The organism is Corallococcus sp. AB030 (assembly GCF_003668965.1).
In the GTDB taxonomy this organism is placed as follows: Bacteria; Myxococcota; Myxococcia; order Myxococcales; family Myxococcaceae; genus Corallococcus; species Corallococcus exiguus.
Genome location: NZ_RAWQ01000022.1, coordinates 1 through 22,610 on the forward strand (window position 1 = coordinate 1; position 22,610 = coordinate 22,610).

21 protein-coding genes are annotated in these 22,610 nt (G+C 69.3%); 10 read left to right on the forward strand and 11 right to left on the reverse strand.

Annotated features, from left to right (window positions below; all coding sequences use genetic code 11):
• The coding region (locus tag D7Y15_RS08125; protein ID WP_169821089.1) for a thioredoxin domain-containing protein at positions 1-755 on the reverse strand (755 nt) is incomplete at its 3' end.
• A gap of 251 nt (positions 756-1,006) precedes the next feature.
• Between D7Y15_RS08125 and D7Y15_RS08130 the strand changes: the two genes are divergently transcribed.
• Entirely contained in the window at positions 1,007-1,237 is a 231-nt protein-coding gene (locus D7Y15_RS08130) for a sulfurtransferase TusA family protein (protein WP_120578537.1), read from the forward strand.
• Positions 1,238-1,256: 19 nt separating this feature from the next.
• Here the strand turns inward: D7Y15_RS08130 and D7Y15_RS08135 are convergent, their stop codons facing one another.
• Positions 1,257-2,168, reverse strand: coding sequence for an ABC transporter ATP-binding protein (locus tag D7Y15_RS08135; protein ID WP_120578538.1), 912 nt, complete (start codon positions 2,166-2,168; stop codon positions 1,257-1,259).
• Entirely contained in the window at positions 2,165-3,031 is an 867-nt protein-coding gene (locus D7Y15_RS08140; protein ID WP_255424672.1) for an ABC transporter permease, read from the reverse strand. The genes D7Y15_RS08135 and D7Y15_RS08140 overlap by 4 nt, the downstream gene beginning before the upstream one ends.
• 171 nt (positions 3,032-3,202) lie before the next feature.
• Here D7Y15_RS08140 and D7Y15_RS08145 point away from each other — a divergent pair, with 171 nt between their 5' ends.
• The gene (locus tag D7Y15_RS08145) at positions 3,203-4,732 is read left to right on the forward strand and encodes a penicillin-binding transpeptidase domain-containing protein (RefSeq protein WP_121752204.1); all 1,530 of its coding nucleotides are present in this window, start codon (positions 3,203-3,205) and stop codon (positions 4,730-4,732) included.
• Positions 4,733-4,741: 9 nt separating this feature from the next.
• On the opposite strand, the gene D7Y15_RS08150 is transcribed toward D7Y15_RS08145, so the two are convergent.
• The gene (locus tag D7Y15_RS08150; RefSeq protein ID WP_120578541.1) at positions 4,742-5,938 is read right to left on the reverse strand and encodes a DUF4388 domain-containing protein; all 1,197 of its coding nucleotides are present in this window, start codon (positions 5,936-5,938) and stop codon (positions 4,742-4,744) included.
• A gap of 21 nt (positions 5,939-5,959) precedes the next feature.
• Between D7Y15_RS08150 and D7Y15_RS08155 the strand changes: the two genes are divergently transcribed.
• The 4 genes from D7Y15_RS08155 (at position 5,960) to D7Y15_RS08170 (ending at position 9,940) form a co-directional block, all read left to right on the forward strand.
• Complete coding sequence (locus D7Y15_RS08155) at positions 5,960-6,238, forward strand: glutaredoxin family protein (RefSeq protein ID WP_121752205.1); 279 nt, start codon at positions 5,960-5,962, stop codon at positions 6,236-6,238.
• 120 nt (positions 6,239-6,358) lie between these two features.
• The gene (locus tag D7Y15_RS08160; RefSeq protein WP_169821093.1) at positions 6,359-7,312 is read left to right on the forward strand and encodes a diguanylate cyclase; all 954 of its coding nucleotides are present in this window, start codon (positions 6,359-6,361) and stop codon (positions 7,310-7,312) included.
• A 46-nt stretch (positions 7,313-7,358) separates the two neighbouring features.
• Complete coding sequence (locus tag D7Y15_RS08165) at positions 7,359-9,023, forward strand: sigma-54 dependent transcriptional regulator (protein ID WP_121752206.1); 1,665 nt, start codon at positions 7,359-7,361, stop codon at positions 9,021-9,023.
• 113 nt (positions 9,024-9,136) lie between these two features.
• The gene (locus D7Y15_RS08170) at positions 9,137-9,940 is read left to right on the forward strand and encodes an NAD-dependent epimerase/dehydratase family protein (RefSeq protein WP_121752207.1); all 804 of its coding nucleotides are present in this window, start codon (positions 9,137-9,139) and stop codon (positions 9,938-9,940) included.
• Between the two features lie 3 nt (positions 9,941-9,943).
• Here D7Y15_RS08170 and D7Y15_RS08175 read toward each other — a convergent pair whose 3' ends face one another.
• Positions 9,944-11,551 carry a Na+/H+ antiporter gene (locus D7Y15_RS08175; protein ID WP_121752208.1) on the reverse strand — a complete coding sequence of 536 codons (1,608 nt, stop codon included), beginning with the start codon at positions 11,549-11,551 and terminating at the stop codon, positions 9,944-9,946.
• 259 nt (positions 11,552-11,810) lie between these two features.
• On the opposite strand from D7Y15_RS08175, the gene D7Y15_RS08180 reads away from it, so the two are divergent.
• Together D7Y15_RS08180 and D7Y15_RS08185 are read left to right on the forward strand one after the other, a co-directional pair.
• Positions 11,811-12,377, forward strand: coding sequence for a tetratricopeptide repeat protein (locus tag D7Y15_RS08180; protein ID WP_120578559.1), 567 nt, complete (start codon positions 11,811-11,813; stop codon positions 12,375-12,377).
• Between the two features lie 95 nt (positions 12,378-12,472).
• Positions 12,473-13,609: a 3-deoxy-7-phosphoheptulonate synthase gene (locus tag D7Y15_RS08185; RefSeq protein ID WP_121752209.1), complete on the forward strand. Its 1,137-nt coding sequence runs from the start codon at positions 12,473-12,475 to the stop codon at positions 13,607-13,609.
• On the opposite strand, the gene D7Y15_RS08190 is transcribed toward D7Y15_RS08185, so the two are convergent.
• The 6 genes from D7Y15_RS08190 to D7Y15_RS08215 form a co-directional block, all read right to left on the reverse strand.
• Entirely contained in the window at positions 13,599-14,432 is an 834-nt protein-coding gene (locus D7Y15_RS08190) for a prephenate dehydratase (protein WP_121752210.1), read from the reverse strand. The genes D7Y15_RS08185 and D7Y15_RS08190 overlap by 11 nt on opposite strands.
• Positions 14,425-15,564, reverse strand: a complete 1,140-nt coding sequence (pheA, locus tag D7Y15_RS08195; RefSeq protein ID WP_121752211.1) for a prephenate dehydratase — start codon at positions 15,562-15,564, stop codon at positions 14,425-14,427. The genes D7Y15_RS08190 and pheA overlap by 8 nt, the downstream gene beginning before the upstream one ends.
• 51 nt (positions 15,565-15,615) lie before the next feature.
• Positions 15,616-16,206 (reverse strand): DUF4291 domain-containing protein, encoded by a 591-nt coding sequence (locus tag D7Y15_RS08200; protein ID WP_121752212.1) that lies wholly within the window; start codon positions 16,204-16,206, stop codon positions 15,616-15,618.
• Positions 16,203-16,685 (reverse strand): EVE domain-containing protein, encoded by a 483-nt coding sequence (locus D7Y15_RS08205; protein WP_120578551.1) that lies wholly within the window; start codon positions 16,683-16,685, stop codon positions 16,203-16,205. The genes D7Y15_RS08200 and D7Y15_RS08205 overlap by 4 nt, the downstream gene beginning before the upstream one ends.
• Before the next feature lie 16 nt (positions 16,686-16,701).
• Positions 16,702-17,607, reverse strand: coding sequence for a hypothetical protein (locus D7Y15_RS08210; RefSeq protein WP_120578552.1), 906 nt, complete (start codon positions 17,605-17,607; stop codon positions 16,702-16,704).
• A 67-nt stretch (positions 17,608-17,674) separates the two neighbouring features.
• On the reverse strand, positions 17,675-18,838 hold the full coding sequence (locus D7Y15_RS08215; RefSeq protein ID WP_158624478.1) for a WD40 repeat domain-containing protein: 1,164 nt from the start codon (positions 18,836-18,838) through the stop codon (positions 17,675-17,677).
• On the opposite strand from D7Y15_RS08215, the gene D7Y15_RS08220 reads away from it, so the two are divergent.
• Both D7Y15_RS08220 and D7Y15_RS08225 read left to right on the forward strand, forming a co-directional pair.
• On the forward strand, positions 18,837-19,514 hold the full coding sequence (locus D7Y15_RS08220; protein WP_158624479.1) for a tetratricopeptide repeat protein: 678 nt from the start codon (positions 18,837-18,839) through the stop codon (positions 19,512-19,514). The genes D7Y15_RS08215 and D7Y15_RS08220 overlap by 2 nt on opposite strands.
• Before the next feature lie 349 nt (positions 19,515-19,863).
• Positions 19,864-22,557, forward strand: a complete 2,694-nt coding sequence (locus D7Y15_RS08225) for a kelch repeat-containing protein (protein WP_158629022.1) — start codon at positions 19,864-19,866, stop codon at positions 22,555-22,557.
• The last annotated feature ends 53 nt before the right edge of the window (positions 22,558-22,610 follow it).

Consider the following 22,610-nt stretch of genomic DNA (forward strand, 5'->3'; position numbering starts at 1 on the left):
GGGCGGGACGGGGCGCGATCGACGCCCTTCTCGATGGTGCGCGCGTACACCTGCGACGGCGCGACGCCGCTCTTCACCAGGCCCTCGGCCTTGGCGAGCTCCTCGTCGATGAGGGCCTTGAAGTTGTCGATGGGCTGCGCGCCGGAGAGGAAGCGGCCGTTGATGAAGAAGGCCGGCGTGCCGCTGGCGCCCATCTGCTGGGCCAGGGCCTGATCCTTGTCGATGGTGGCGCCCAGGCGCTCGTCCGCCATGTCCACCTTCCACTTCGCCACGTCCAGGCCGATCTGCTTGGCGTAGCCCTCCAGGCTCTCCCCATCCAGCTTCTTGTTGTTGGCGAAGAGCAGGTTGTGCATGTCCCAGTACTTGCCCTGCTCACCGGCCGCGAGCGCCGCGAGGGCCGCGGGCTTGGCGTGCGGGTGGAAGGACAGCGGGTTCTGGCGCATCACGACGCGCAGCTTGTTGCCGTAGTCCTTCAGGAGCTGCTCGACGGTGTTGTGCGCGCGGCTGCAGAACGGGCACTCGTAGTCGGAGAACTCCACGATGGTGACGAGCGCGTTGACGCTGCCCTTCGTCGGGGCGCCGTCGACGGGCACCTTGAAGACGGTGGGGTCCACGGCGCGCGCCGCGGGCTTGTTCGCCGCCTGCGCGATGGAGGGCGTATTGCCGGTGGAGGGCTTCGATCCGGTGGCGGCACGGCCGCCAACGAACCCGAGCACCAGGCCGACCAGCAGGGCCACGATGACATTGGGCTTCATGGGTTGGGAATGCTCCTGCGCCATAGGTCCGACTCCGGGCCCCAAGCGGGTGTCTGGGTAGGGAAAGGGCGGGGTACTTAACAGAGGGAATTCCAGACACGCAAGCCGCGATGACCGCCTGCGTCCGCCCGTTATCCAGAGGCCTCGAAGGGGCGGACAACGACGTTGGGGACACCAAAATTCCCTCTCAGCGCGCGTGTCGTGTCGCTTTGGCAGGCGGGGTTCCAGGCCCCATGACAGGATGCACGCGAATGGAAGCCGGTGTGCGCGTGGATACGTCCGGGGCCCTCTGCCCGGTGCCCATCCTGGAGATTGCCAAGGCGATGCGCCGCCTGCCGCCCGGGACGCTGGTGGAGCTCGTCTCCACCGACCGCGGGCTGGAGGCGGACCTGCCCGCGTGGTGCGACGCGACGGGCAACGAGCTCGTCCGCATGGAGCGCAGGGGAACCCACTATGTGGGCTGGGTGCGCAAGGCGGGGTGAGCGTCCGTGGGGCGCGGGCCTACAGCAGCTGAAGGACGCGGTCCTCCAGGCGGCGGCCGCGGCTGACGCCGAGGATGAGCACCTGGTGCTGGATGAGGTGGCCGACGGTGCGGCTGATGACCTCCTCGGCCTTGTGGGCCTGGCCGTCGAAGCGCACGCGCAGCACGTCCGTGCCCTCCATGCGCGCGTCGGTGACGCCGGGCAGGGAGGTGATTTCGGGGATGATGACGTCGCCCCGGGCGATCTGGACGCGGAACTCGGCGCCCTGGCCGGTGAGCTCCGACATGGTGCCGGCCTGCGCGAGCGAGCCCTTGTCGAGGATGGCGGCCGCGTCGCACAGCTCCTCCAGCTCCTGGAGGTTGTGGCTGGAGACGACCACCGTCTGCGTGCCCTTCATGTCCTTGATGATCTGACGCACCTGCGCGGCGATGCGCGGATCCAGGCCGGCGGTGGGCTCGTCCAACAGGACGAGCGGCGGGCGGCCCATCAGGGCCTGGGCCATGGCGGCGCGCTTGGCCATGCCGTGGCTGAGCGCCTGGGTCTGGACCTTCCAGGCCTCCATCAGGCCGACCTTCTCCAGGGCGCCGCGGGCCTCGTGCTCGGGCTGGGGCAGGTCCGACAGGCGGGCCCAGTACATGAGCAGCGCGCCCACCTCCCAGCCGGGGGGCAGCACCGCGTCCTGGGGCAGCGCGCCCACGCGGCCCTTGAGGGCGCCGGGCGCGGTGGGGGACACGCCCATCACCTGGAGCGAGCCCTCGGACGGGTAGAGGTAGCCGCACATCATGGAGAAGGTGGTCGTCTTGCCGGCGCCGTTGGGGCCGATGAGACCGAAGACCTCGCCCTGCCGCACCTGGAGACTCACCGCGTTGACGGCGACCTTGGCACCGAAGTGCTTGGAGACGTTGTTCAGCTGGATGGCCAGGTCGCTCACAGGTCCCTCGCGCGCAGGACGCCGTAGGCGCCGAAGAGGAAGATGGCCGCGAAGGCGGCGTAGGCCGCGCCGCTCATGGCGAACTCGGCGAGCTTCGGGTGCAGCAGGTTGCCCGAGTAGTACGACGGGGACAGGTAGCGCAGGAAGCGCAGCACGTTCTCCTCGCTCACGGCGCGTCCCACGGAGTCCATCAGCCAGAAGACGAAGAGCAGGATGAAGTTGAAGACCAGGCTCACCGCGGGGCTGCGGAAGAGGCTGGAGCACAAGGTGGTGAGCGACACGTACGCGAGCGAGAAGACGACGGTGGCGCTCCAGAACTTCAGGAGGTTGAGCACCAGCACGCCGAAGGCGAAGTCGTCGTTGATGATGCGCGCGTAGATGAAGATGGCCAGGTCGATGATCAGCACCAACCCCACCAGCAGCGTGGCCTGGGAGAGGAACTTGCCCAGGAGCACCGACGAGCGGCGCGCGCGCACCGTGAGGTAGCGCATGGAGCGCGGCCCCACTTCGCCGCTCACCTGGTCGAAGCCCATCAGCGCGACGTAGGCGGGCAGGAAGAAGAGGGTGATCTTGAAGACGATGAGCACCACGATGGGCACCTTCGCCAGCGCCTCCATCATCGCGGCGTCGTTGCTGGCGAGGAAGCCCAGCACCCCCTGGTGCATCTGCTCCGCGGCCTGCGCGGCCATCTCCGAGTCCCCGCCGGACTCGGCGAGCTTCGCGTTCACCTGGGCCTGCAGCTCCCGGGTGACGAAGCCCACCACGAGCAGCACCAGCGCGGAGAACATGCTGTAGAGGCCGAGCAGCACGATGGCCCGGCCGCTCTTCATGGCTCGACGCAGCTCGGCTGCCCAGATCACCAATGTCTCTTTGAGTCCGTCCAAGGTGCACAGGACCCTACTGGACCTCCGGGCACCTTCCCAGGTTTCTCGCGGACGAAGGCAGCAGTCGAGGAGGCAAGCCGTGGACAGCGCGCTCTCAGCGACTAGGATCCGGCGGCTTGCTCCCTGCCCCCCGAAGGAGAGCCCCGACGCATGACGATTCGCCGCCTCTTCGCCGCCCTGCCGCTGTTCCCCCTCACGCTGCTCCTGGGCGCCTCCGCGCCCGGGCCGGACGCGAACACCGCGCCGTCACCCGCCGCCCCGTCGGATGCCCAGGTGCTGGCGCAGTCGGTGAGCGCCCTGGGAACGGACGCGGGGCCCGTGGGCGCCCGTGCGCTGGTGGAGAAGGTGGAGGCCGAGCAGCGCGCCCAGTCAGCTTCGCCGGACGCGGGAGGCTCCGCGAGCGTCGCGCAGGCTCCAGACTCCGGGACCGCCGGTGAAGCCGTGGCGGCCACTCCGCCCGAGGACTCGCGCCCGGTGGATGCCCGCGCGCTGGCGGAGGCGCTGGCTTCGAAGGACGCCGCCGCGTTTGAGCCCGGGATGGTGCCTCCGATGCCGGTGCCCTCGCGGGAGAAGGCGCCGCCGTTCGGCAAGCTCCAGGGGCTGCCGCGCGCGCAGGACCTGGTGGCCCGCGCGAAGCTGGAGGGCAACAAGCTGGTGGTGAAGGGCGGCAAGAACGCGCCGGATCAGGTGCTCACCATCGACCCTGGCCTCCAGGCGTCGCTCACGAAGATCATGCAGAACTACCAGGTGCCCTACGGCGCCGCGGTGGTGCTGGAGCCCTCCACCGGCCGCGTGCTCGCGATGGCGGAGCACTCGGAGGCGAAGCCGGAGCTTCGCGGGCTGCCCATCCGCGCGGTGTACCCGGCCGCGAGCATCTTCAAGATCGTCACCGGCAGCGCGCTCCTGGAGGCCGGCGTGTCGGCCGACACCGAGGCCTGCTTCCACGGCGGCAAGCGCCGGCTGAACGAGCGGCAGCTGGAGGACACCGAGCGCGACGGCGCCTGCTATTCGCTGGCGCTGGCCATGGGCAAGAGCGCCAACGTCATCTTCGCCAAGATGACCAGCAAGCACCTGACCGCGGACTCCCTCAAGCGCATGGCGGCGCGCCTGCGCTTCAACCGCGAGATTCCCTTCGCCCAGCCGCTGGACGTGTCACTCGCGTACATCCCGGAGGACGGCTTCGCGCTCGCCAACACCGGCGCGGGCTTTGGCGACGTGTACCTGTCCCCGCTGCACGGCGCGCTGCTGGCGTCGGTGGCCGCCAACGAGGGCCGCTGGGTGGACCCCGTGCTGGTGGAGCCGGAGCCCTTCATGCCCCTGCCGGAGCCGGAGCCCGTGCTCACCCCCACGGCCGCGCATGAGCTCACGCGGATGCTGGAGGAGACCGTCACCCACGGCACCGCGCGCGGCGTCTTCCGTGAGCGCGGCTTCCAGGTGAAGGACGCGGTGGGCAAGACGGGCACGCTCGCGGACCGCGAGCCCTTCCGCGACTACTCGTGGTTCGTGGGCTTCGCGCCCAAGGACAACCCGCGCGTGGCCGTGGCCGCCCTCATCGTGAATGACCCGAAGTGGCGCATCCGCGGCTCCTACCTGGGCCGCGAGGCCCTGCGCCTGGCGCTGGAGCGCATCCCCGCGCCGGTGGAGTTGACGGCCCCCGCGGGCGCCGCCGGCAAGCACTGAAGCGGGACGTCAGGACAGCGGACGCGCGGTGAGCTTCACCAGCCCCGTGGCCACGAAGCCCTGGAAGAACTTCAGGGCCTCCAGCTCCTGGAGGGGCGACACGTGCACGATGGCGGCCACGTCCCGCCGCCCGTCGATGCGCGACAGCAGGTAGCGCTCCGGTGACGTGAGGGGCAGCGTCTTCAGGTGCGCGGGCGTCACCATCAGCGCCGGCACCCGCGACGGCTCCATCAGCGCCTTGCGCAGCTCCGCGAGCAGCCTGCCTTCCGCTTCGCGCAGCAGCTTCGTGGTGTGCTCGCTGGGCGCGATTTCGTGCGCGCGCCGGGCCAGCGCCTCGCCGTCGCGCAGGTTGCCCGCGTCCAGGAAGAGCTGGGCGGCCTGGAGCACCTCGTCGGAGGAGGACTCGGAGCCGATGACGCCGCCGGAGTCCAGGGCGTCCTCGTCGTCCTCCTCCACCACGACGACGGTGGGCGCGCCGGGATCCGGGGAGGGCAGGGGCGCTTCGTCGGACACCCGCAGCGCGTCCTGGCGGTAGAGCGCGTACAGCCGCTGGTAGAGGAAGAAGTCGGTGGCATGCAGCGCCAGCGCCATGCCGTCGATGCTGAGGCCTTCCTTCGCGAGCTGCACGATGCGCTCGTCCATGCTGCCGGCCTTGCGGTCCGTCAGCTTGCGCTCGTCCACCTCCAGGCGCACGCGGCCGGAAGGGAACACCGCGCGGATGGCCTGCCACGCCGTCTCGCGGAACTCGCCCTCGCGGTGCACGTCCAGCAGGTCCACGCTGACGTCCAGGCCCTCCAGCTCCGGCGCGACGTCCGTGGGGCGGAAGTCGAAGCCGCCTTCCTCCCAGGTGAAGGCGTCCAGCAGCATCTCCCGGAACTTGTGGGAGAGCACCGTGCGCACGGTGGCTTCAGACACCGTGCCCGTCATGATCAGGATCTTCCCCAGCAGGATGTGCGTCTCCGCCTGCGTGGAGAACGCGCGCTCCAGCTGATCCTCCGTCAGGTGACCCTGGTTGATCAGGAACTGGCCGAAGTACTCGCGGGGCTGGTTGGAGCTGGCGGTGATGACGTTGCCGTCGCGCAGCAAGAGCTGCTTGCGCACGTCTCCCCGCTCCACGTTCAGGGTGCCGGTGGCCCGGCGATTCCCGAGGTGGACGACCAGGTCCTTGAGGGGCATCGTCGAAAAATCACCACACACGCCGCGCATCGAGCGCCCATCCTGCAACGCATGCGAGTCGATATCTACTCGAAACCCCGGTGTTCCCTCTGTGTGAAGGCCATTGCCGTGGTCGAGGAGGTGCGGACCCGGCTGCCGTTCGAGCTCTACGTCACCGACATCCTCCAGAGCCCGGACCTCTTCGAGGCCTGGCGTTACGACATCCCCGTGGTCCTCATTGATGGGGTGCCCGCCTTCAAGCACCGGGTCGACGCGGAGACCCTGGAAGTCCGGATCCGCGAGGTGATGAATGGCATACCCATTGCTAAAACCGTGGGCCAGGATGGGTAACGAAGTGCCCTTCCCTAAGAAATCCAAGGGGATACGTAGGGCGCGAAAGTAGCGGGGCTGTAAATCTGGGCAGGCGGGCAGGGTGGCGGGGCAGAAAATGCTGGAAGGGAGGGCACGGCGGTGGGTGTGAAGCGCAAGGGAGCGGGAAAGTCGGGCCAGCCGCCTACGGTGCTGTTGGTGGAGCCTCGCGCGGAGGACCTGGAGCGCACCCGGGCGCTCCTGGGGGAGGCCGGTTTCCGAGTGGTGCCCCTGACGCGCTTCGACGCGGCGGTGCCCCTGTTCGAGGTGATCCGTCCGGATGCCGTACTGCTGGCCGCGCAGCCGCCGGACTACGCGGCGATCCAGACGGCGCGGCGCCTGCGTCAGGTAGGCAAGGGCACGGTGCCGATGATGTACCTGGTGGATTCGCACGACCGGGACGCGTGGCGCTTCTGCGTGGAGAAGGGGCAGTGCGTGGACGTGGTGCCTCGCACGGTGGATGGCGCGGAGCTGTCCATGAAGCTGCACGCGCAGATGCGGCTCAAGCAGTCGGTGGAGCGCGCGGCCGCGGGTGAAGAGGCCGGCACGGCGCTGGCGCTGCACGACCCGGTGACGGGGCTCTACAACCGGCCCTTCCTGCTGGCCCTCATCGGCCTGGAGGCACGGCGGACGGAGCGCTACGGCGGGACATTCTCGGTGGTGGCGGCGGAGGTGACGGGTTGGAGTGCGCTTCGCAAGGAGCACGGCAAGAGCATGGCGGAGCGGCTGCTCGTCTACAGCGCGGTGGTGCTGGGGCAGACGGTGCGCGAGGCGGACGCGGTGGCGCGGGTGGGCGACAGTCAGTTCGCCATGCTGCTGCCGGGCACGCCGGCGGAGTCGGTGCCGGAGGTGCTGGCCCGGGTGGAGGCCCGGTTCGAGGCCGCCCGGTTCCAGATGGAGGGTCGCGTGGTGCGTACGGCGCTGGAGCTGGGAGCGGTGAGCTTCCCGGACACGGTGGGGGCTCCCACCCAGCTGTTGGCCGCGGCACTGCAGACCTTGAGGCGTACACGCGAGCTTCGGCGGGCAGCCGGTCCAGCCCGTCTGATGTCGGTTTGATTCAGTTCACGAGGGTTTGATGCACAGGGCGAGCGGAGGCGTGGGGATGGATCGGATCGCGGTGCTGGTGGTGGATGACGAGGAGTCGGTGCGCACGTTCCTTTCCGAGCTGCTGGGGAGCTCGGGGTACCAGGTGCGCTGTGCGTCAAGCGGTTCGCAGGCGCTGGAGATGCTCTCTGGCGGCTCGTTCGACGCGGTGCTGCTGGACGTGGTGATGCCGGAGATGAGTGGTCTGGAGGTGCTGCGCCGCTACCGGAGCACGGGTGGCTCGGCTCCGGTCATCGTGTTGAGCGCGCTGTCGGGCGCTGACGACGCGGTGCGCGCGATGAAGATGGGCGCCTCCGACTATCTGGCGAAGCCCTTTGGCAACGACGAGCTGCAGGACGTGCTCGCGCGCGCCCTGGGGACCCGCGTTCCGGAGCGGCAGGCGACCGCGCCCGCGCCTCGCGTGGTGTTGACGCCCGCGGAGGCCGCGGCGGAGGCCCGCGTGCTCATCTCCACGTCGCCGGCCATGCGCCGCGCGCGTGCGCTGGTGGAGCGCATCGCGGACACGGACGTGCCGGTGCTGCTGCTGGGTGAGTCCGGCACGGGCAAGGAAGTGATTGCCCGCGAAATCCATGCGCGCAGCCAGCGCCATGGCCGGCCGTTCATCAAGGTGAACTGCGCGGCGCTGCCGGGCGAGCTGCTGGAGAGCGAGCTGTTCGGCCACGAGCGCGGCGCCTTCACGGGCGCCACGGCGGAGAAGCCGGGCAAGTTCGAGCTGGCGGATCAGGGCACCATCTTCCTGGACGAGATTGGCGAGATGGCCATCCGCCTCCAGGCGAAGCTGCTCCAGGTGTTGCAGGACGAGGAGTTCTTCCGCGTCGGCGGCAAGAAGAGCGTCCGCGTGGACAGCCGCGTGGTGGTGGCGACGAACCGCGACCTGGAGAAGGAGATCGCGCTCGGCAACTTCCGCGAGGACCTGTACTACCGCCTCAACGTGGTGGCCATCCGCCTGCCGCCCCTTCGCGAGCGCCGCGAGGACGTGGTGCCGCTCACCGACCACTTCCTCAAGAAGTACGGCAAGGGCTTCATGACGAACGTGTCCGAGCTGCCCTCGGAGGTGCTCCACGCGTTCAGCGACTACGAGTGGCCGGGCAACGTGCGCGAGCTGGAGAACATGGTGCGCCGGCTGTGCGTGCTGAAGGACCCGACCCTGGTGCTGGATGAAATCCGCGCCGGTGGCCGTGCTCCGGCGAGCGCCCCGTCGCTGCCCACGTCGTTCGGCGGTGGGGACGAGTTCAGCCCGCCTCCGTCGCGCTACGTGGACGAGTCCGCTCGCGTCTTCGCGGCTCCTCCGTCCTCGCTCGCGACGGCTTCGGGCGCGGGGGTGCAGGTGCTGGAGATGCCCGCGCGCGGCGTGGTGATGACGCCTCCGCCGGTGATGACGGATGCCACGCCGTTCAACGCCGTGGCGCCGCAGCGCTACGCGAACCCGTTCGATGCTCCGCAGCCGCCGCCTCCGCCGCCTCCGGCCGGGGAGCTGTCGCTCAAGGACATCGGCAAGCGCGCGGCGATGCTCGCGGAGCGCGAGGCCATCCTCGCGATGCTCCAGCGCACCGCGTGGAACAAGCGCCGCGCGGCGGGCAAGCTGCGCATCAGCTACAAGGCGCTGCTCTACAAAATCAAGGAGTGCGGCATCATCGACCCTCGCGCGAGCGCGGAGTTCTAGGCCGCGACTGAAGACGTGAAATGACGGCCCTTCTTCCGGATGACGGGAGGAGGGCCGTTCACTTTGGGCGTGGGCCTTGCGCGGGGCGGGCGTTGCCCGGTATCGCGGAGGCCATGACCGCTCCGCTCCTCCTGCTTGGCTGTGGTTACACGCTCACGCGGTTCGCGGTGGCGGAGGCCCGCTCGGGCCGGGAGGTCCTGGCCACGACCCGGGACGCCGCTCGCCGTTCGGTGCTGGAGGGCGCGGGTGTCCGCGTGGTGTCGATTGACGACGCGCTGTCACGGGTAGAGGGCGCGCACGTCGTGACCTCCGTTCCTCCAGAGGCCGGGTTGGATGCCCGCTTCGCGGATGAACTGTCACGCTCGCGCCCCGCCCGGCTCGTCTACCTGTCGTCCACGGGCGTCTATGGCTCCGCTCGCGGACACGTGGATGAGTCCACGCCGGTCGACAAAACCTCCGCGGTCTCCCGCGCACGCCTGGAGGCCGAGGACCGCTTCCTCCCCCTGGGCGCGAGCGTCATGCGCATCTCGGGCATCTACGGCCCGGGGCGCGGCACGTCCGGACGCTTGAAGGGGGGCACGCTGCGCATCCCGGATTCGGGTGGGGGACGCCTGTCGCGCATCCATGTGGACGACCTGGTGGACGCGGTGCGCGTGGTGCTCGAACGCGGCGCTCCTGGCGAGGTGTACTGCGTGGCCGACCGACGGCCCGCGACGCAGGAGGAGACGGCTTCGTGGCTCTGTCAGCAGCTGGACCTCCCCATGCCGCCGCGCGTGCCCTTCGAGTCCCTCCATGAATCCCTGCGCGGCGACCGCGCCATCAGCGCCGCGAAGCTGGAGTCGCTGGGCTGGACGCCGCGCTACCCGGACTTCACCACGGGCTTCCTCGCGGCGATGGAGGAGGAAGCGCGCGGCTGAGAACTACTCGGGTGACTCCGCCCGGAGGAGCTGTTGCAGGTCGAGCTCCCTCCAGTCCAGCTCCTGCTCCACCTGCTGGAACGCCGCGTCTCCGATGGTGCCGTTCGCCCGGAGATCCGCCAGCTTCCGCCGGCCCGCGGCCATCGCCGTGCGCACCGTCTCCGCGTCCGCGGTGGGCGGTCCCCAGGGAGAGCTGGGGCTCGCGGAGCCCATGTGGGCGTGTTCATCCAGGAGCTGCCGCGCGCGCCGCAGTTGCAGCTCGTACCGGCGCCGGACCAGGGTCGCCATCTCCGTGCCCGAGGACTCGTTCGTGGCTTCCAACCCGGCGCGCAGCGTCTCCACCCGGGCGAGCCGCACCTCGTGGTCCACCTCGCCGTCGTCGTCCAGCTTCAGCCGCGTCATCAGGGGCTTGAGCGTCATCCCCTGCACCACGAGCGTTCCCAGCACCACGGAGAAGGACGTGAAGAGGATGAGGTCCCGGTAGGGGAAGGGCGGGCCGCCTTCGCCTCCCGTGGGCAGCGCCAGCGCCGCCGCGAGCGTCACGATGCCTCGCATCCCGCACCAGCCCACCAGCACGGCCGCGCTCGGCGAGAGCGTGACGGGGCTGGACTTCGACTTGCGCTGCCTCCAGCGGTTGAACGCCGCCGCCCCCATCACCCAGGCGATGCGCGCGAGGATGGCCGCGCCCGTCACCACCGCCGCGATGGCGCCGTATTCCAGCCATGTCTCCCGGTCGAAGCGCGCGACGATGCCCTTCAACTGGAAGCCCACGAGCACGAAGGCCAGCACGTTCAACACGAACGTCGCCACCTCCCACACCGCGTAGGACGGGATGCGGATCCGCGCGGGCGTCACCACGGAGGCCGTGCGCGAGATGGTCATCGCGTAGACCACCGTCGTCAGGATGCCGGACAGGTGCAGCCGCTCCGCGAGGATCCACACCGCGAACGTGCTGCCGAACTGGGTGATGACCGCCGTGGACACGTCCTCGACGCTGGCGTTGATGCGCAGGCTCACCCGCGACAGCACGACGCCCAGGAGCACGCTCGCCACCGTGACGACGAGCAGCGTGGGCACCGCGCTCCAACCCAGCACACCGCCCGCGGCCACGGCCCCCAGCGCGAGCCGGTAGATGAGCAGGGCGCTCGCGTCGTTGAAGAGGCTTTCGCCCTCCAGGATGACCATCAGCCGGTGCGGGGGCTTGAGCTGCTTCAGCACCGCCGTGGCCGCCGCCGCGTCCGGAGGCGCGACGATGGCGCCCAGCGCGATGGCCGCGGCCCAGGGCATCGCCGGCACCATCCACTTCACCGCCACCGCCACGGCGATGACCGTGAGCACCACCGCCCCCAGGGCCAGGCTCGCCACCGGCCGCCAGTTCGCGCGCAGGTCGCGAGGGGACGCGTCGAACGCCGCGTCCAGCAGCACCGGCGCGACGAACAGGGTGAGCGCCAGCTCCGGATCCAACACCAGCTCCGGACTGCCCGGCACGAGCGCCAGGACCGCCCCGGCGAGCGCCACCAGCGCGGGGTAGGGCGTGCCAAGCCGCCGGGACAGCGCCGCCAGTCCCGCGCCTCCCAGCAGCAGCGCGATGACGATCTCGAACACCAGCATGAGGGCCTCGGGGAGGAGTCCACCCTGGACTTCCGGCGACGTAGCGCAGGAGGGCCGGCTGGGGACAGTGGCGAATTCCGGACGACGGAAACCTGCGTCATGCGGGAGGCCGCCCGCGTCATCAGCCGAACGCGATGGGTGCCATCAGCCGGGGAAGGGGCGCACCTTTGCGAGGCGTGGGCCCCCGGTGACAGGCTTGCGCTTTCGGGCCGCGTGAAGCGCGCGGCCTTGCGAACCCTGTCCGATGGGGGAACCGAAGATGTCCAGGTCGTTGCTGTTGGCGTCGTTCAACGAGGGCGTCCACCGTTCCATGTCCGGCAACCACGAGGCCGCGCTCCAGTCGTTCGAGCAGGTCCTCGCCGTGGATCCGCGCCACTTCCCCGCGCTCACCTCGAAGGCCTTCGCCCTCAAGCAGCTGGGGCGTACCGACGAGGCCTTGAAGGGCTTCCAGCGCGCCATCGAGCTGGATCCCTCCGCGGCGGACCCCCACCGCGAGGCGGCCCTCTGCCAGTTGGAACTGGGGGAGCCCGAAGCCGCCTCCCTCCTGATGCACCGGGCGGTGCAACTCAACCCCACCCCCGGCTACCGCGAGGCCGCCGCCATCGAGGTCTACCACCTGGGTAACGCGCTCCTGACCCAGGGCCGGCGGCCGGACAAGGCCCGCTACCGGCTGGCCCGCCAGGTCTTCGAACTGGCGCTGGAGCTGTCCCCTGCCTACGTGGAGGCGGCCAAGGCCCTGGCCGACGTGTGGGAGCACCTGGGTGACCCTACCCAGCAGGAGCACTACACCCTGCTGGCGACCCGGCTGCGCCCCGCCTCCTCCTGAGGCGCCTCGCGTCAAATTCCATACAAATGCGGAGGGAAAGGGCGGGATGCCGGTGTTGAATGCCGAAGCGGCCCCCCACCAGGAGAACCCCCCGCATGATCGTGATGCTCGAGCCGGATTCCCCGGAATCCGTCGTGAACGCCGTCCTCCAACTCGCTTCGCAGTACGAGGGCGTCACCCCGCGTGCCCACGTCGTCCAGGGCGCCGAGTCCACCATCACGGAGCTGTATCTGCTGGGCTCCACGTCGCAGGTGCCGCTGGAGCCGTTCCAGCAGTTGCCCGGCGTGCGTCAGGTGGTCCGCGTCTCGCAGAAGTACCGCATCATCGGCCGGCACGGTGGCCAGCGCACCACGGCGGGCTTCGAGTACAACGGCGTCAGCTTCGGCGACAACTCGGTGAACCTGTTCGCCGGCCTGTGCGCGGTGGATTCGCTGGAGAGCGTGGACGCGATGATGGCGGCGCTCGCCCGCTGCGGCATCAACACCACGCGCATGGGCGCGTACAAGCCGCGCACCAACCCGTACGAGTTCCAGGGCCTGGGCGCGAAGTGCCTGCCCTGGGTGTTCGACTCCGCGGGCAAGCACGGCATCAAGGTCGTCGCGATGGAGGTGACGCACCCGCGCCACATCGACGAGATCAACGACGCGCTGAAGAAGTCCGGGGCGCCCACGGGCGTGATGCTCCAGGTGGGCACGCGCAACGCGCAGAACTTCGAGCTGCTCAAGCAGATTGGTCAGCAGCACGCCTTCCCGGTGCTCTTCAAGCGCGGCATGGGCATCACGCTGGAGGAGTCCCTCAACGCGTGCGAGTACGTGGCGAGCGAGGGCAACCCCAAGATCGTCTTCTGCCTGCGCGGCGTGAAGACGCACCTGGGCGATCCGCACCGCAACATGGTGGACTTCGCGCACGTGCCGGTGGTGCGCCGCCTCACGCGCATGCCGGTGTGCGTGGACCCCTCGCACGCGATTGGCCGCGCGGAGGCCCCGCCGGACGGGCTGCCGGACATCTTCCACGCCATTGGCCAGGGCCTCATCGCGGGCGCGTCCATGGTGCTGGTGGACTTCCACCCGACGCCGGAGAAGGCGCTGTGCGACGGGCCGCAGGCGCTGCGCCTGGAGCAGCTGGGTGCCCTCCAGCGCTACACGAACATCGTGCGCGCCGCGTACACGGAGGCCGTGAGCAACGGCGACGGGACGCAGGCCGCCGCTCCGGCCAGGGCCGTCAGTCGCTGAGCGCGTAGCTGCCCAGCACCCGGAGCGACGTGCACAGGCTCCGGGCTTCGCCCAGGGCTGACTTCACGGGCGCGGATTCCACCGCGCCGTCCACGTCCAGGCACCAGCGGTAGTCCCAGGCGCGGACGCCGCCGGGCCTCGACTCCAGCCGCGCGACGTTCACCCCGTGCGCGGCGAAGGCCGTGAGCACGCCCGCGAGCGCGCCAGGGCCGTCGTCGAGCGTGAGCACCAGCGACGTCTTCCACCGCGAGCCCAGGTTGGGCGGCACGGCCGGGCCCACCGCGAGGAAGCGGGTGGCGTTGTCCGGCGAGTCCGCGATGCCCTCCGCCAGCACGGTGAGGCCGTAGAGCTCCGCCGCGGTCCGGCTGGCGATGGCCGCCGTGCCCTCCAGCGACTCTTGCGCCACGCGGCGTGCCGCCACGGCGGTGTTCGCTTCGGGCATGGGGTGCAGGTGGTGCTTTCTCAGCCAGCCTCCGCACTGCGCCAGCGCCTGCGGATGGGACAGCGCGCGCGTGAGGCCCTCCAGCGTGCGGCCCGGCGGCGCGAGCAGGCAGTGACGCACGGGCAGGCGCAGCTCGCCGGAGAGGGCCGGGGCGAACTCCAAGAGCAGGTCCACCACCTCCGCCACCGGTCCCGCGAGCGCGCTCTCCATGGGCACCACGCCGCCGTCCACCGTGCCTTCGGCCACGGCCTCGAAGACGGCGCGGAAGGTGGGGCAGGGGATTCGCGTCACGGCGGCGCCGAAGAGGGCGCCCGTGGCTTCGTCGCCGTACGCGCCGCGCTCACCTTGAAAGGCGATGCGGCGGGGGGCGGCGTCAGCCATCGATGGGCTCCGCGCGCGGGTAGGTGCCCAGCACGCGCAGGGACGACGTGAGCGGGCGCAGGTCCTCCAGCGCGGCCGTTACCGAGGCGGACGCGGCGTGGCCCTCCACGTCCAGGTAGAAGCGGTACTTCCACGGCGCACCGGGGATGGGGCGCGACTCCAGCTTGGAGAGGTTCACCCCGCGCTGCGTGAGCCGCTGCAGCACCTGGCCCAGCGCGCCCGGGCGGTGCTCCAGCACCACCAGCAGCGACGTCTTGCACGGCACGTCCGGCGCGAGCGGCGTGGGCTGGCGTGACACCTCGACGAAGCGCGTGAAGTCCGAGCCGGGCTGCAGGTCGCTGGCGAGCACCTCGAGCCCGAAGCGGCCCGCCGCGGACTCGCTGGCGATGGCGGCCACGGTCCTGTCGTTGCGATCCGCGACCATCTGCGCGGCGACGGCGGTGTCTGGCCCAAGCACGGTGCGGGCCCAGGGCACGTGCGTGCGCAGGAAGTCCTCGCACTGCGCCAGGGCCTGCGGATGGGACAGCACCTCGCGCAGGTCCTCCAGCTTCGCGCCCTTCACGCCCAGCAGCCGGTGGTCCACCTGGCTCACCACCTCGCCGGTGATGACGCCATCGCCCGCGGCGAGCACGTCGTACGTCTCATTCATGCTGCCGGCGGTGGTGTTCTCGATGGGCAGCAGCAGCACGTCCTGCTCACTCTGCTTGAGGGCCTCCACTGCCTGGCGGGCGGTGTCGAAGCCGGCGAGGAGCACGCCGCCCGGCCGGTGGCCGTAGCGCTGGCGGGCGGCCAGGTGGCTGTAGGAGCCCTCGACGCCCAGGTACCCCACGCGCAGGGGCGTGGTGTCCAGGCGGGTGACCAGGGCCTGCTGCCGGGCCACGGACATGTCCAGGATGACGCGGTAGAGGCGCTCGACTTCGTGCGGATCCAGGCCTCGCTCCGCCGCCCGGCCGCGCAGCTTGCGCAGGAGCAGGTCCTCGCGCTGCGGGTCCCGGAAGGGCCAGGCCGTCACCAGCTTGGCGCGCGCCACGTCGTCGGCCAGGGCCATGCGCCGCTGGAGCGCATCGAGGACGTCCTCGTCGATGCGCTCGATTTGGGTCCGCAGGGTCTCCAGGGAGGGGATGTCCGCCATGCTCGGAACATAACAACTCGCGTCGAAGGAGCGGACTCCTCTGACGCGCCGTCACATTCCCAGGCGCCGGGCGAGGTCCGAAGGGACCGGGTAGACGGACTCCTTCGGCAGGTGGCGCGTGGCCTGATCCGCGCGGCCGTCGTCCAGGTGCTTGCGCAGCTTCTGCACCAGGGGCGTGAGGTCGGTGATGGACACGGTCCAGTCGTCCACGAAGCGCTGGATGACGGCGCGGCTCAAGCCCACCTGGATGCTGTCGTGAGGCAGTCCCGCGCCGCGCAAGCTGCGCTCCGGGTCCCACTGGATGTGGACGGGCGCGGTGTCGAAGGCCTTGCGCCACGCGTCCGGTGAGCCGTGCGCCTTCGGCTCGAAGCCGGTGAGGACGCCGGAGGACAGCGCCTCCTCCCAGCCGGAGCGTTTGATCCGCACCGCGAGCGTGCGCTCCTGGCCGCTCTTCCGGCCCCAGTTGGAGCGGTGCATGAGCCACAGGAAGCTGGGTTTGATCCACGTCATCCGGCCCACGGAGAACGGCGGGCCGAACTTCTGCTGCTTCACGGCCACGTCCGCGATGGCGTCCGCGTAGGCCTGATACACGACGATGGAGGCTCGGTCGAAGTCGGCGCGGACTTCGCGGGCTGCGCTCATGGGCGGGCTCTGGGTTTGGCTTTCGGCTTCGGCCTGGCTTTGGCGGCGGCGGCCGTCGGGAGCTGCGTCTTGCCCATCTTGAGGACGAGCTCGAAGTGCTCCACGGGGGTGGGCGTCACGCTGAGGCGGCTGCGGGTGATGAGCGGGAAGTCCTTGAGCGCGGGCGTGGCCTTGATGGTGGCCAGTGTCACCGGCGTGGTGAAGGCGACCACGGGGCCCACGTCCACGGAGGCCCAGTCCTCGCCGGGGGCGGTGGGGTCCGGGCCCGGCTTGGAGAGGACGCACGCCACGCCGACGACGGCCTTGTCCTCATTGGAGTGGTAGTAGAGGCACAGGTCCCCGGGCGTCATGGCCCGGATGTTGTTGCGCGCCTCGAAGCTGCGCACGCCCGTCCACTCCGTCCTGCCGTCCTCCTCCAGCTTCGCGTACGCGTAGACGGAGGGCTCGCTCTTGATCAACCAGTACCGCGGAGTCGCCATGGCGGCGCACCCTAGCTCAGGGGGGCGTTTCGCGCGCCAGCGCCGCGCCCTGTTGCTTGAAGAGCTCGAAGACCCGCTCCTCGTCCATCGCCGCGACTTCACGCCGTGTGGGATCCGCTTCCGTGTAGCCCACACGCCGGGCCGCGTCGTCGAGTCCCGGGAAGCGTTTCCGCGCCTCGGCCCAGAGGGCCCTGTCGTCTTGAGCCATGGAGCAGGGAAGGGGAATCAGGATGCTGGCGCTCGAACCCGGGGAAAGTGAATCCGGCAGTTCGTTGAAGGAGAGGACCGCTCCCCGAGGAAGCCACATGGGGCTCTCTGTCTGGGTGAATACGTCCACCACGGGCAGGGTCCGGATGTAGACGCCGTCCAGCGGTGTCCGAGTGGAGCGTGCGGGCTGGCCGTAGGTCAGGGCCGACATGTCGATCTGCACGGGGCAAAGGTCCGGATGGACGGACAGCACGAGGGCCTCGCCCTCGCGGATATCGACCTCGAAGTCGCGGGAGCTGTCGACGCTCGAGTCCTTCAGGAAGACGGCATGTCGACCGCTGGGGACCGGAAACGCGAGGTGATGGTCGGCGTGGAGCACCGGCGCCACGGGCTGGTCATCCACGCGCAGGACGATGTCGCGGTCAGGTCGTGGGCCCGTGGCCACGACGTGGAGGAGCCCACCCTCGGGAGCGGGAGGGCCATCGCTGTCGCTGAGCGCGAACAGCCCCCACAGCACCAGCGTCGCCGCGAGAAGCCCCAGCGCCACCTTCGCGTAGCCCGGCGAGCCAGAAGGGTCGTCTGGCTCCGGTGGTGCGTGGCCCGTCGTGGGCGCGGTGATGAGGGAGAATACCCACCACACCACGAGGACCACGACAAAGATGGCCAGGGCCTCCAATGCGTTGCCGTCGATGATGGGCCGGATGAGCCTGATCATGTTCCCCCCCCTGAAGTGGCCTTCCCGCCACCTCAGAGGGGTTCATGGCACGTCTGGTTTTGGAGCGTCAAGCCACGGGGCTCACACCCCAAAGGCCCACGGTTCCATCTCCCTGGGCCAAGGCAATGAATCGGCCATCGGGTGAGAAGACCGCATCTCCCGTAGGGAACTCACTCTCGTCCGAGTGGCGGAACAGCTCCTCGCCGGTATCGAAGTCGTGGAGCATGAAGCCATAGGTATCAGTGGACGAGACCATCAAGTCTCCGTCCGGACTGAAGTCGAGGTTGCTCACGTAATGATTGTAGTCGTTGAACGTCCCCAGGACGCGACGCTCATGCACATCCATCACCACGACCTCGCGGACCCCTCTCGCGACAAGCAGGGGCCGCGTGGGATGGAATGCAACGCTCGCCGCGAACTGAAACCCCAGGGGATGAACCCAGGGATGAGAGCTCGCCTTCAGGTCCCAGAGGTAGAGCGCCGCCTGGTCATGATCGTAATCCGTTACGATCACCGCCGCGAAGCGTGAGTCACGGGAGAATGCGCACGCCTTGACCTCGACGTGCCACTCAACGCCTGGCAGGTCACGAATTCGTTTCCAGCCTGCCACGTCCCAGAGGAGGGCCTCGCCACGTTCCAGGATGGCCAGCAGCATGCCATCTCGGGACATGGCCAGCCCGGTGGCGGGCGCGGAGAGGGTTTCCTCACGCCAGAGCGAGCCGTCCGTCGTGGAGAAGGCCATGAGCCGAGGCCGCCAGGCGACAGCGGCCTCCGCGACCGGCGGACCCGCGGTCACGATGTGATTCGAACCGTGGAAGAGGGCCTCGATGGGCTCCATCTTCAACTCTACCGAGCCGCTGGCGACGTCCGTTGCCGTGTCCAGGTTCCACCACCGCAGGAGGGAGGCGGCTTTCGCGAGCAGCCGGGCGCCTGACGGGTCAAAGCAAAGCTTTTCCCAGCGAACGGAGTCGAGCTGGGAACCCAACTGCCGCACACGTTTCAGGCCGCGCGCATTCGCAGGGGTGATGACCGCACGGGTCAGGTCTGTCTGGCTCATGTCGTGTAGGCCGGAATGGAAACGCGCGTGAGAAGGAAGGCTCCTGCCGTCCGGTCCCTGGCGGATGCGGCCATGGGCAGGGCGTGGACGATCGAGGAGATGCGGCCTGACGACCGCAAGGCCCTCTTCGAAGGCGTACCTCACGGCGGCGCGGCTCGGGAAGATGGAGGCCATGACGAACGTGGGGCTCCATTTCCTCTACGGAGATGGCGTCCGGCGTGATCCAAAGCGCTCCCGGATGTGGACGGAGAAAGCAGCCGCATTGGGAGACGATGTCGCGGCCTTCAACCTGGGCCTCGCCTATGACAATGGCAGGGGGGCCCGAAAGGACAAGGCCCTCGCGGAAGCCTGGTATCGCCGGGCTGCCGCCCTGGGATTCGCCGTCGCCGAGGGAAACCTGGCGTATCTCCTGTTCGAGAGCACCGAGGCCCATCAGCAGCAGGAAGCGGTCCGGATCTACCGGAAGCATGCACGGCAGGGACACGCGATTCCGGCCTACAACGTCGGTCTTGCGTATGAACTGGGAAAGGGCGTCCGCAAGAGCCTGAAGCGAGCCAATGCGTATTACGAAATGTCCGCGAAGGGCGGTTACGCGGAAGCGCAGTTGGCCCTGGGCTACAACTATTCCAATGGCGTGGGCCTTCCGACGGACGCCTTGCGTGCCTTTGCCTGGTTTCGGCTGGCGGCGGGGCAGGGGCATCCCAGCGCGTCGTTCAACCTGGGGTTGATGTTCGCGAACGGCGAGGGCGTGCCCAGGTCCAAGGCGCGCGCCATGCGTCACTTTCGTGATGCCGCGAGCCTGGGACATGCGAAGTCCGCTCGATGGTTGCGGAAGCTCAAGAACACCTGAGCACCTGCTGCTTGTCTTGCTGAACTCCGAGACCTTGCGCTGCTGGGGCTGTGATGACTCATCCGGAGTCATTGTGCGTGCTCCGGAGCCAGACCTCCCAGGTTGGGGTTTTGATATCGGCCGATTGTGTTTTTCCCGGAGGGTGAGGCAGGCTGAGTCTCCAAAGCAAGTCAAAGGGAGGCGTGAGGCCGCCTCCATTCACGGAGATGTCATGCACACAATGCGAGCCGGCCGGGCTCTGCTGTTGGCTTTTGTCTGTGGGGTTGTCAGCTGTAGCAAGCTGCCCGAAGAGCCGTCGCTTGCTCGCGGCGATTCCGCCCTGGTGGAGGCATGGGAAGCGACGGCGGACATGGCGGAGTCTCGCAAGTACCACGCGGCGGTGGCTCTGGACTCAGGCAAGGTGCTGGTGGCGGGCGGGTACAACACCAGCGGGTATCTGTCCTCCACGACGCTCTACGACTCGGGTACGGGCACCTGGACGGCCGCGGCCCCCATGCCGGAGCCCCGGCAGGTCCTCACCGCGACGCTGCTGCCTTCGGGCCAGGTGCTGGTGGCGGGCGGGGAGAACGCGACGGGCCGTCTGGCTTCCACGGCCCTCTATGACCCGGCCTCCAATGCCTGGACTTCCGCTGGCAGCTTCGCCACCGGAGTGGCACGGGACTCCCTGACGGCGACGTTGCTGCCCTCGGGCAAGGTGTTGGTGGCGGGCGGCGGGAACGGTTCGGGACCGCAAGGCAAGGTGGATGTGTATGACCCGGCCTCCGGCACGTGGAGCGCGGGGGCGAGTCTGGCAATGCCGCGACGCAACCATACGGCGACGCTGCTGCCCTCGGGCCAGGTGCTGGTGGTGGGAGGAAGAGCGAGCACCAGCCTGACGAGCGCGGAGCTGTACACGCCCTCCAGCAATACGTGGATGGCGACGGGAAGCCTGTCGACCGCGCGCCACAACCACACGGCGACGCTGCTGCCTTCCGGCAAGGTGCTGGTGGTGGGCGGGCGCAACAGCAGCACCGGGCTGGTGGCGACGGCGGAGGAATACGACCCGAGCACGGGACAGTGGAGCGCGGCGGGTGCGCTGGGCACCGCGCGCGAGTTGCACACGGCGGCGCCGCTGAGCTCGGGACAGGTGCTGGTGGCCGGAGGCATGTACGGCAGCGCGGCGACGAACGCGCTGGGCAGTGCGGAGGTGTATGCCCCGGACACCCGGCTGTGGAGTGCGACGACCGCGATGGGGAGCGCGCGGTACGTGCATGTGGCGGTGCCGCTGGAGGGGCGGGGGAAGGTGCTGGTGATAGGTGGAATCGGCGCCAGCGGCGCGAGCCTGAAGACGGCGGAGACGTATGTGTATGACGCGTGCGCAGGGGTGAGCTGCAACAGCCCTCCCAACCAGTGCTACCAGGCGGCCGGGACGTGCGGCAACGGGGTTTGCAGCTACGCGCCGAAGGCCTCGGGCACCAGTTGTGATGACGGGGATGCGTGCACCGGGGAGGACGCGTGCAACGGTGCGGGCGTGTGCGCGGGAAGTGCCACCAGTTGCAGCAGTCCGCCCGGGCAGTGCTACGCGGCGGCGGGCACGTGCGGCAGCGATGGCGCGTGCTCCTACGCGTACAAGGCTTCGGGCGCCGCTTGTGATGACGGAGACGCGTGCACGGTGGAGGAGACGTGCAACGGGGCTGGTGGGTGCGCGGGGACGCCGGTGAGCTGCAACAGCCCGCCCGGGCAGTGCTACGCGGCGGCGGGTACGTGCAGCGATGGTGCGTGCACCTATGCGCCGAAGGCCGCGGGCACTGCTTGTGATGATGGCAATGGTGGGACGCTCAATGACGTGTGCAACGGGGCGGGAGTCTGCGCGGGCGCGCCGGCCTGCACGACGCCGCCGGACGCCTGCCATGGCTCGCCGGGGACGTATAGCAATGGCGTGTGCACCTATCCGTCGAAGGCCGCGGGAACCCTGTGCGACGACGGCAACGCCTGCACGACGGGCGACGTGTGCAACGGCTCGGGCACCTGCGGAGGAACGGCCCTGAGTTGCTCCACCGCGAGCACCGACTATTGCAGCGGTAACAACCTGCGGAGGACTACCGGCACCGGCACGTGCAGTGGCGGTGCCTGCACCTCCACCGACACCCTGGTCCAGACCTGTCAGACGGGGACCAGCGGGCCCTACTGCAGCGGCAATGGCGCCTACCAGACCGTCTACGGTGGCTGCGTCAACAATGCCTGCGCGTCCACGCAGCAACTCATCGAGTCGTGCTCCACCTCGAGCAGCACCTACTGCAGCGGCAACTCCGTCCGCCGGAGCAGGGGAACGGGTTGCAGCGGTGGCTCTTGTGGCTACAGCGACACCCTGGTCCAGACGTGCTCAACGTCGAGCAGCACCTACTGCAGTGGCAACGACGTCCGTCAGACCACGGGCACCGGCTGTAGCGGTGGCTCGTGTGACTCCACCGACAACTTCGTCCAGACGTGTCAGACGGGCGTCGGCAGTTCCTACTGCAGCGGCAATACCGTCTATAGAACGGTCAATAGCGGCTGCAGCGGTGGCTCCTGCGCATCCAGCCAGCAACTTGTCCAGACGTGCTCCACCGGGAGCAGCACCTACTGCAGCGGCAATGATGTCCGCAGGAGCACGGGCACCGGCTGCAGCGGGGGGGCTTGTGGTTCCTCGGATTCATTTGTTCAGACGTGCTCCACCGCGAGCAGCACCTACTGCAGCGGCAATGACGTCCGGAGGGTGACCGGTACCGGCTGCGGTGGGGGCGCCTGCGGCTCTACCGACACCCTGGTCCAGACCTGTTCCGGAGGCCAGACGTGCAGTAACGGAGCGTGTGTCGCCCAGACTGGCACATGGCGACTGGCGAATGTGGAGTGGTGCGATGACCTCTGCCCGGGCGGGTGTAGAAGTACGTGCAGCGTCCTCAAGAACCGGTGCCCATCCTCACAGCCGGAGGGGCAGACCTGTACGGTCGTGAGTGGCAGTAACTTCTGCACTGTTCACGATACCTCCAACCAATCAATCCTCTTCTACGCGTGCTATCCCTGACACGCGTGTGGCCCGGCCGTGAATGGGATTCCTCCTCATGGAGGGGCCGCGAA

Bases quoted from the DNA above. Each gene is read 5' to 3' on its own strand.
- D7Y15_RS08190 (WP_121752210.1), bottom strand. From the start codon at position 14,432: ATGGCTGACGCCGCCCCCCGCCGCATCGCCTTTCAAGGTGAGCGCGGC.
- D7Y15_RS08215 (WP_158624478.1), bottom strand. From the start codon at position 18,838: ATGGCCTCCATCTTCCCGAGCCGCGCCGCCGTGAGGTACGCCTTCGAA.
- D7Y15_RS08210 (WP_120578552.1), bottom strand. From the start codon at position 17,607: ATGATCAGGCTCATCCGGCCCATCATCGACGGCAACGCATTGGAGGCC.
- D7Y15_RS08180 (WP_120578559.1), top strand. From the start codon at position 11,811: ATGTCCAGGTCGTTGCTGTTGGCGTCGTTCAACGAGGGCGTCCACCGT.
- D7Y15_RS08155 (WP_121752205.1), top strand. From the start codon at position 5,960: ATGCGAGTCGATATCTACTCGAAACCCCGGTGTTCCCTCTGTGTGAAG.
- D7Y15_RS08150 (WP_120578541.1), bottom strand. From the start codon at position 5,938: ATGCGCGGCGTGTGTGGTGATTTTTCGACGATGCCCCTCAAGGACCTG.
- D7Y15_RS08175 (WP_121752208.1), bottom strand. From the start codon at position 11,551: ATGCTGGTGTTCGAGATCGTCATCGCGCTGCTGCTGGGAGGCGCGGGA.
- D7Y15_RS08130 (WP_120578537.1), top strand. From the start codon at position 1,007: ATGGAAGCCGGTGTGCGCGTGGATACGTCCGGGGCCCTCTGCCCGGTG.
- D7Y15_RS08145 (WP_121752204.1), top strand. From the start codon at position 3,203: ATGACGATTCGCCGCCTCTTCGCCGCCCTGCCGCTGTTCCCCCTCACG.
- D7Y15_RS08225 (WP_158629022.1), top strand. From the start codon at position 19,864: ATGGCGGAGTCTCGCAAGTACCACGCGGCGGTGGCTCTGGACTCAGGC.
- D7Y15_RS08165 (WP_121752206.1), top strand. From the start codon at position 7,359: ATGGATCGGATCGCGGTGCTGGTGGTGGATGACGAGGAGTCGGTGCGC.
- D7Y15_RS08185 (WP_121752209.1), top strand. From the start codon at position 12,473: ATGATCGTGATGCTCGAGCCGGATTCCCCGGAATCCGTCGTGAACGCC.
- D7Y15_RS08200 (WP_121752212.1), bottom strand. From the start codon at position 16,206: ATGAGCGCAGCCCGCGAAGTCCGCGCCGACTTCGACCGAGCCTCCATC.
- pheA (WP_121752211.1), bottom strand. From the start codon at position 15,564: ATGGCGGACATCCCCTCCCTGGAGACCCTGCGGACCCAAATCGAGCGC.
- D7Y15_RS08170 (WP_121752207.1), top strand. From the start codon at position 9,137: ATGACCGCTCCGCTCCTCCTGCTTGGCTGTGGTTACACGCTCACGCGG.
- D7Y15_RS08220 (WP_158624479.1), top strand. From the start codon at position 18,837: ATGACGAACGTGGGGCTCCATTTCCTCTACGGAGATGGCGTCCGGCGT.
- D7Y15_RS08205 (WP_120578551.1), bottom strand. From the start codon at position 16,685: ATGGCGACTCCGCGGTACTGGTTGATCAAGAGCGAGCCCTCCGTCTAC.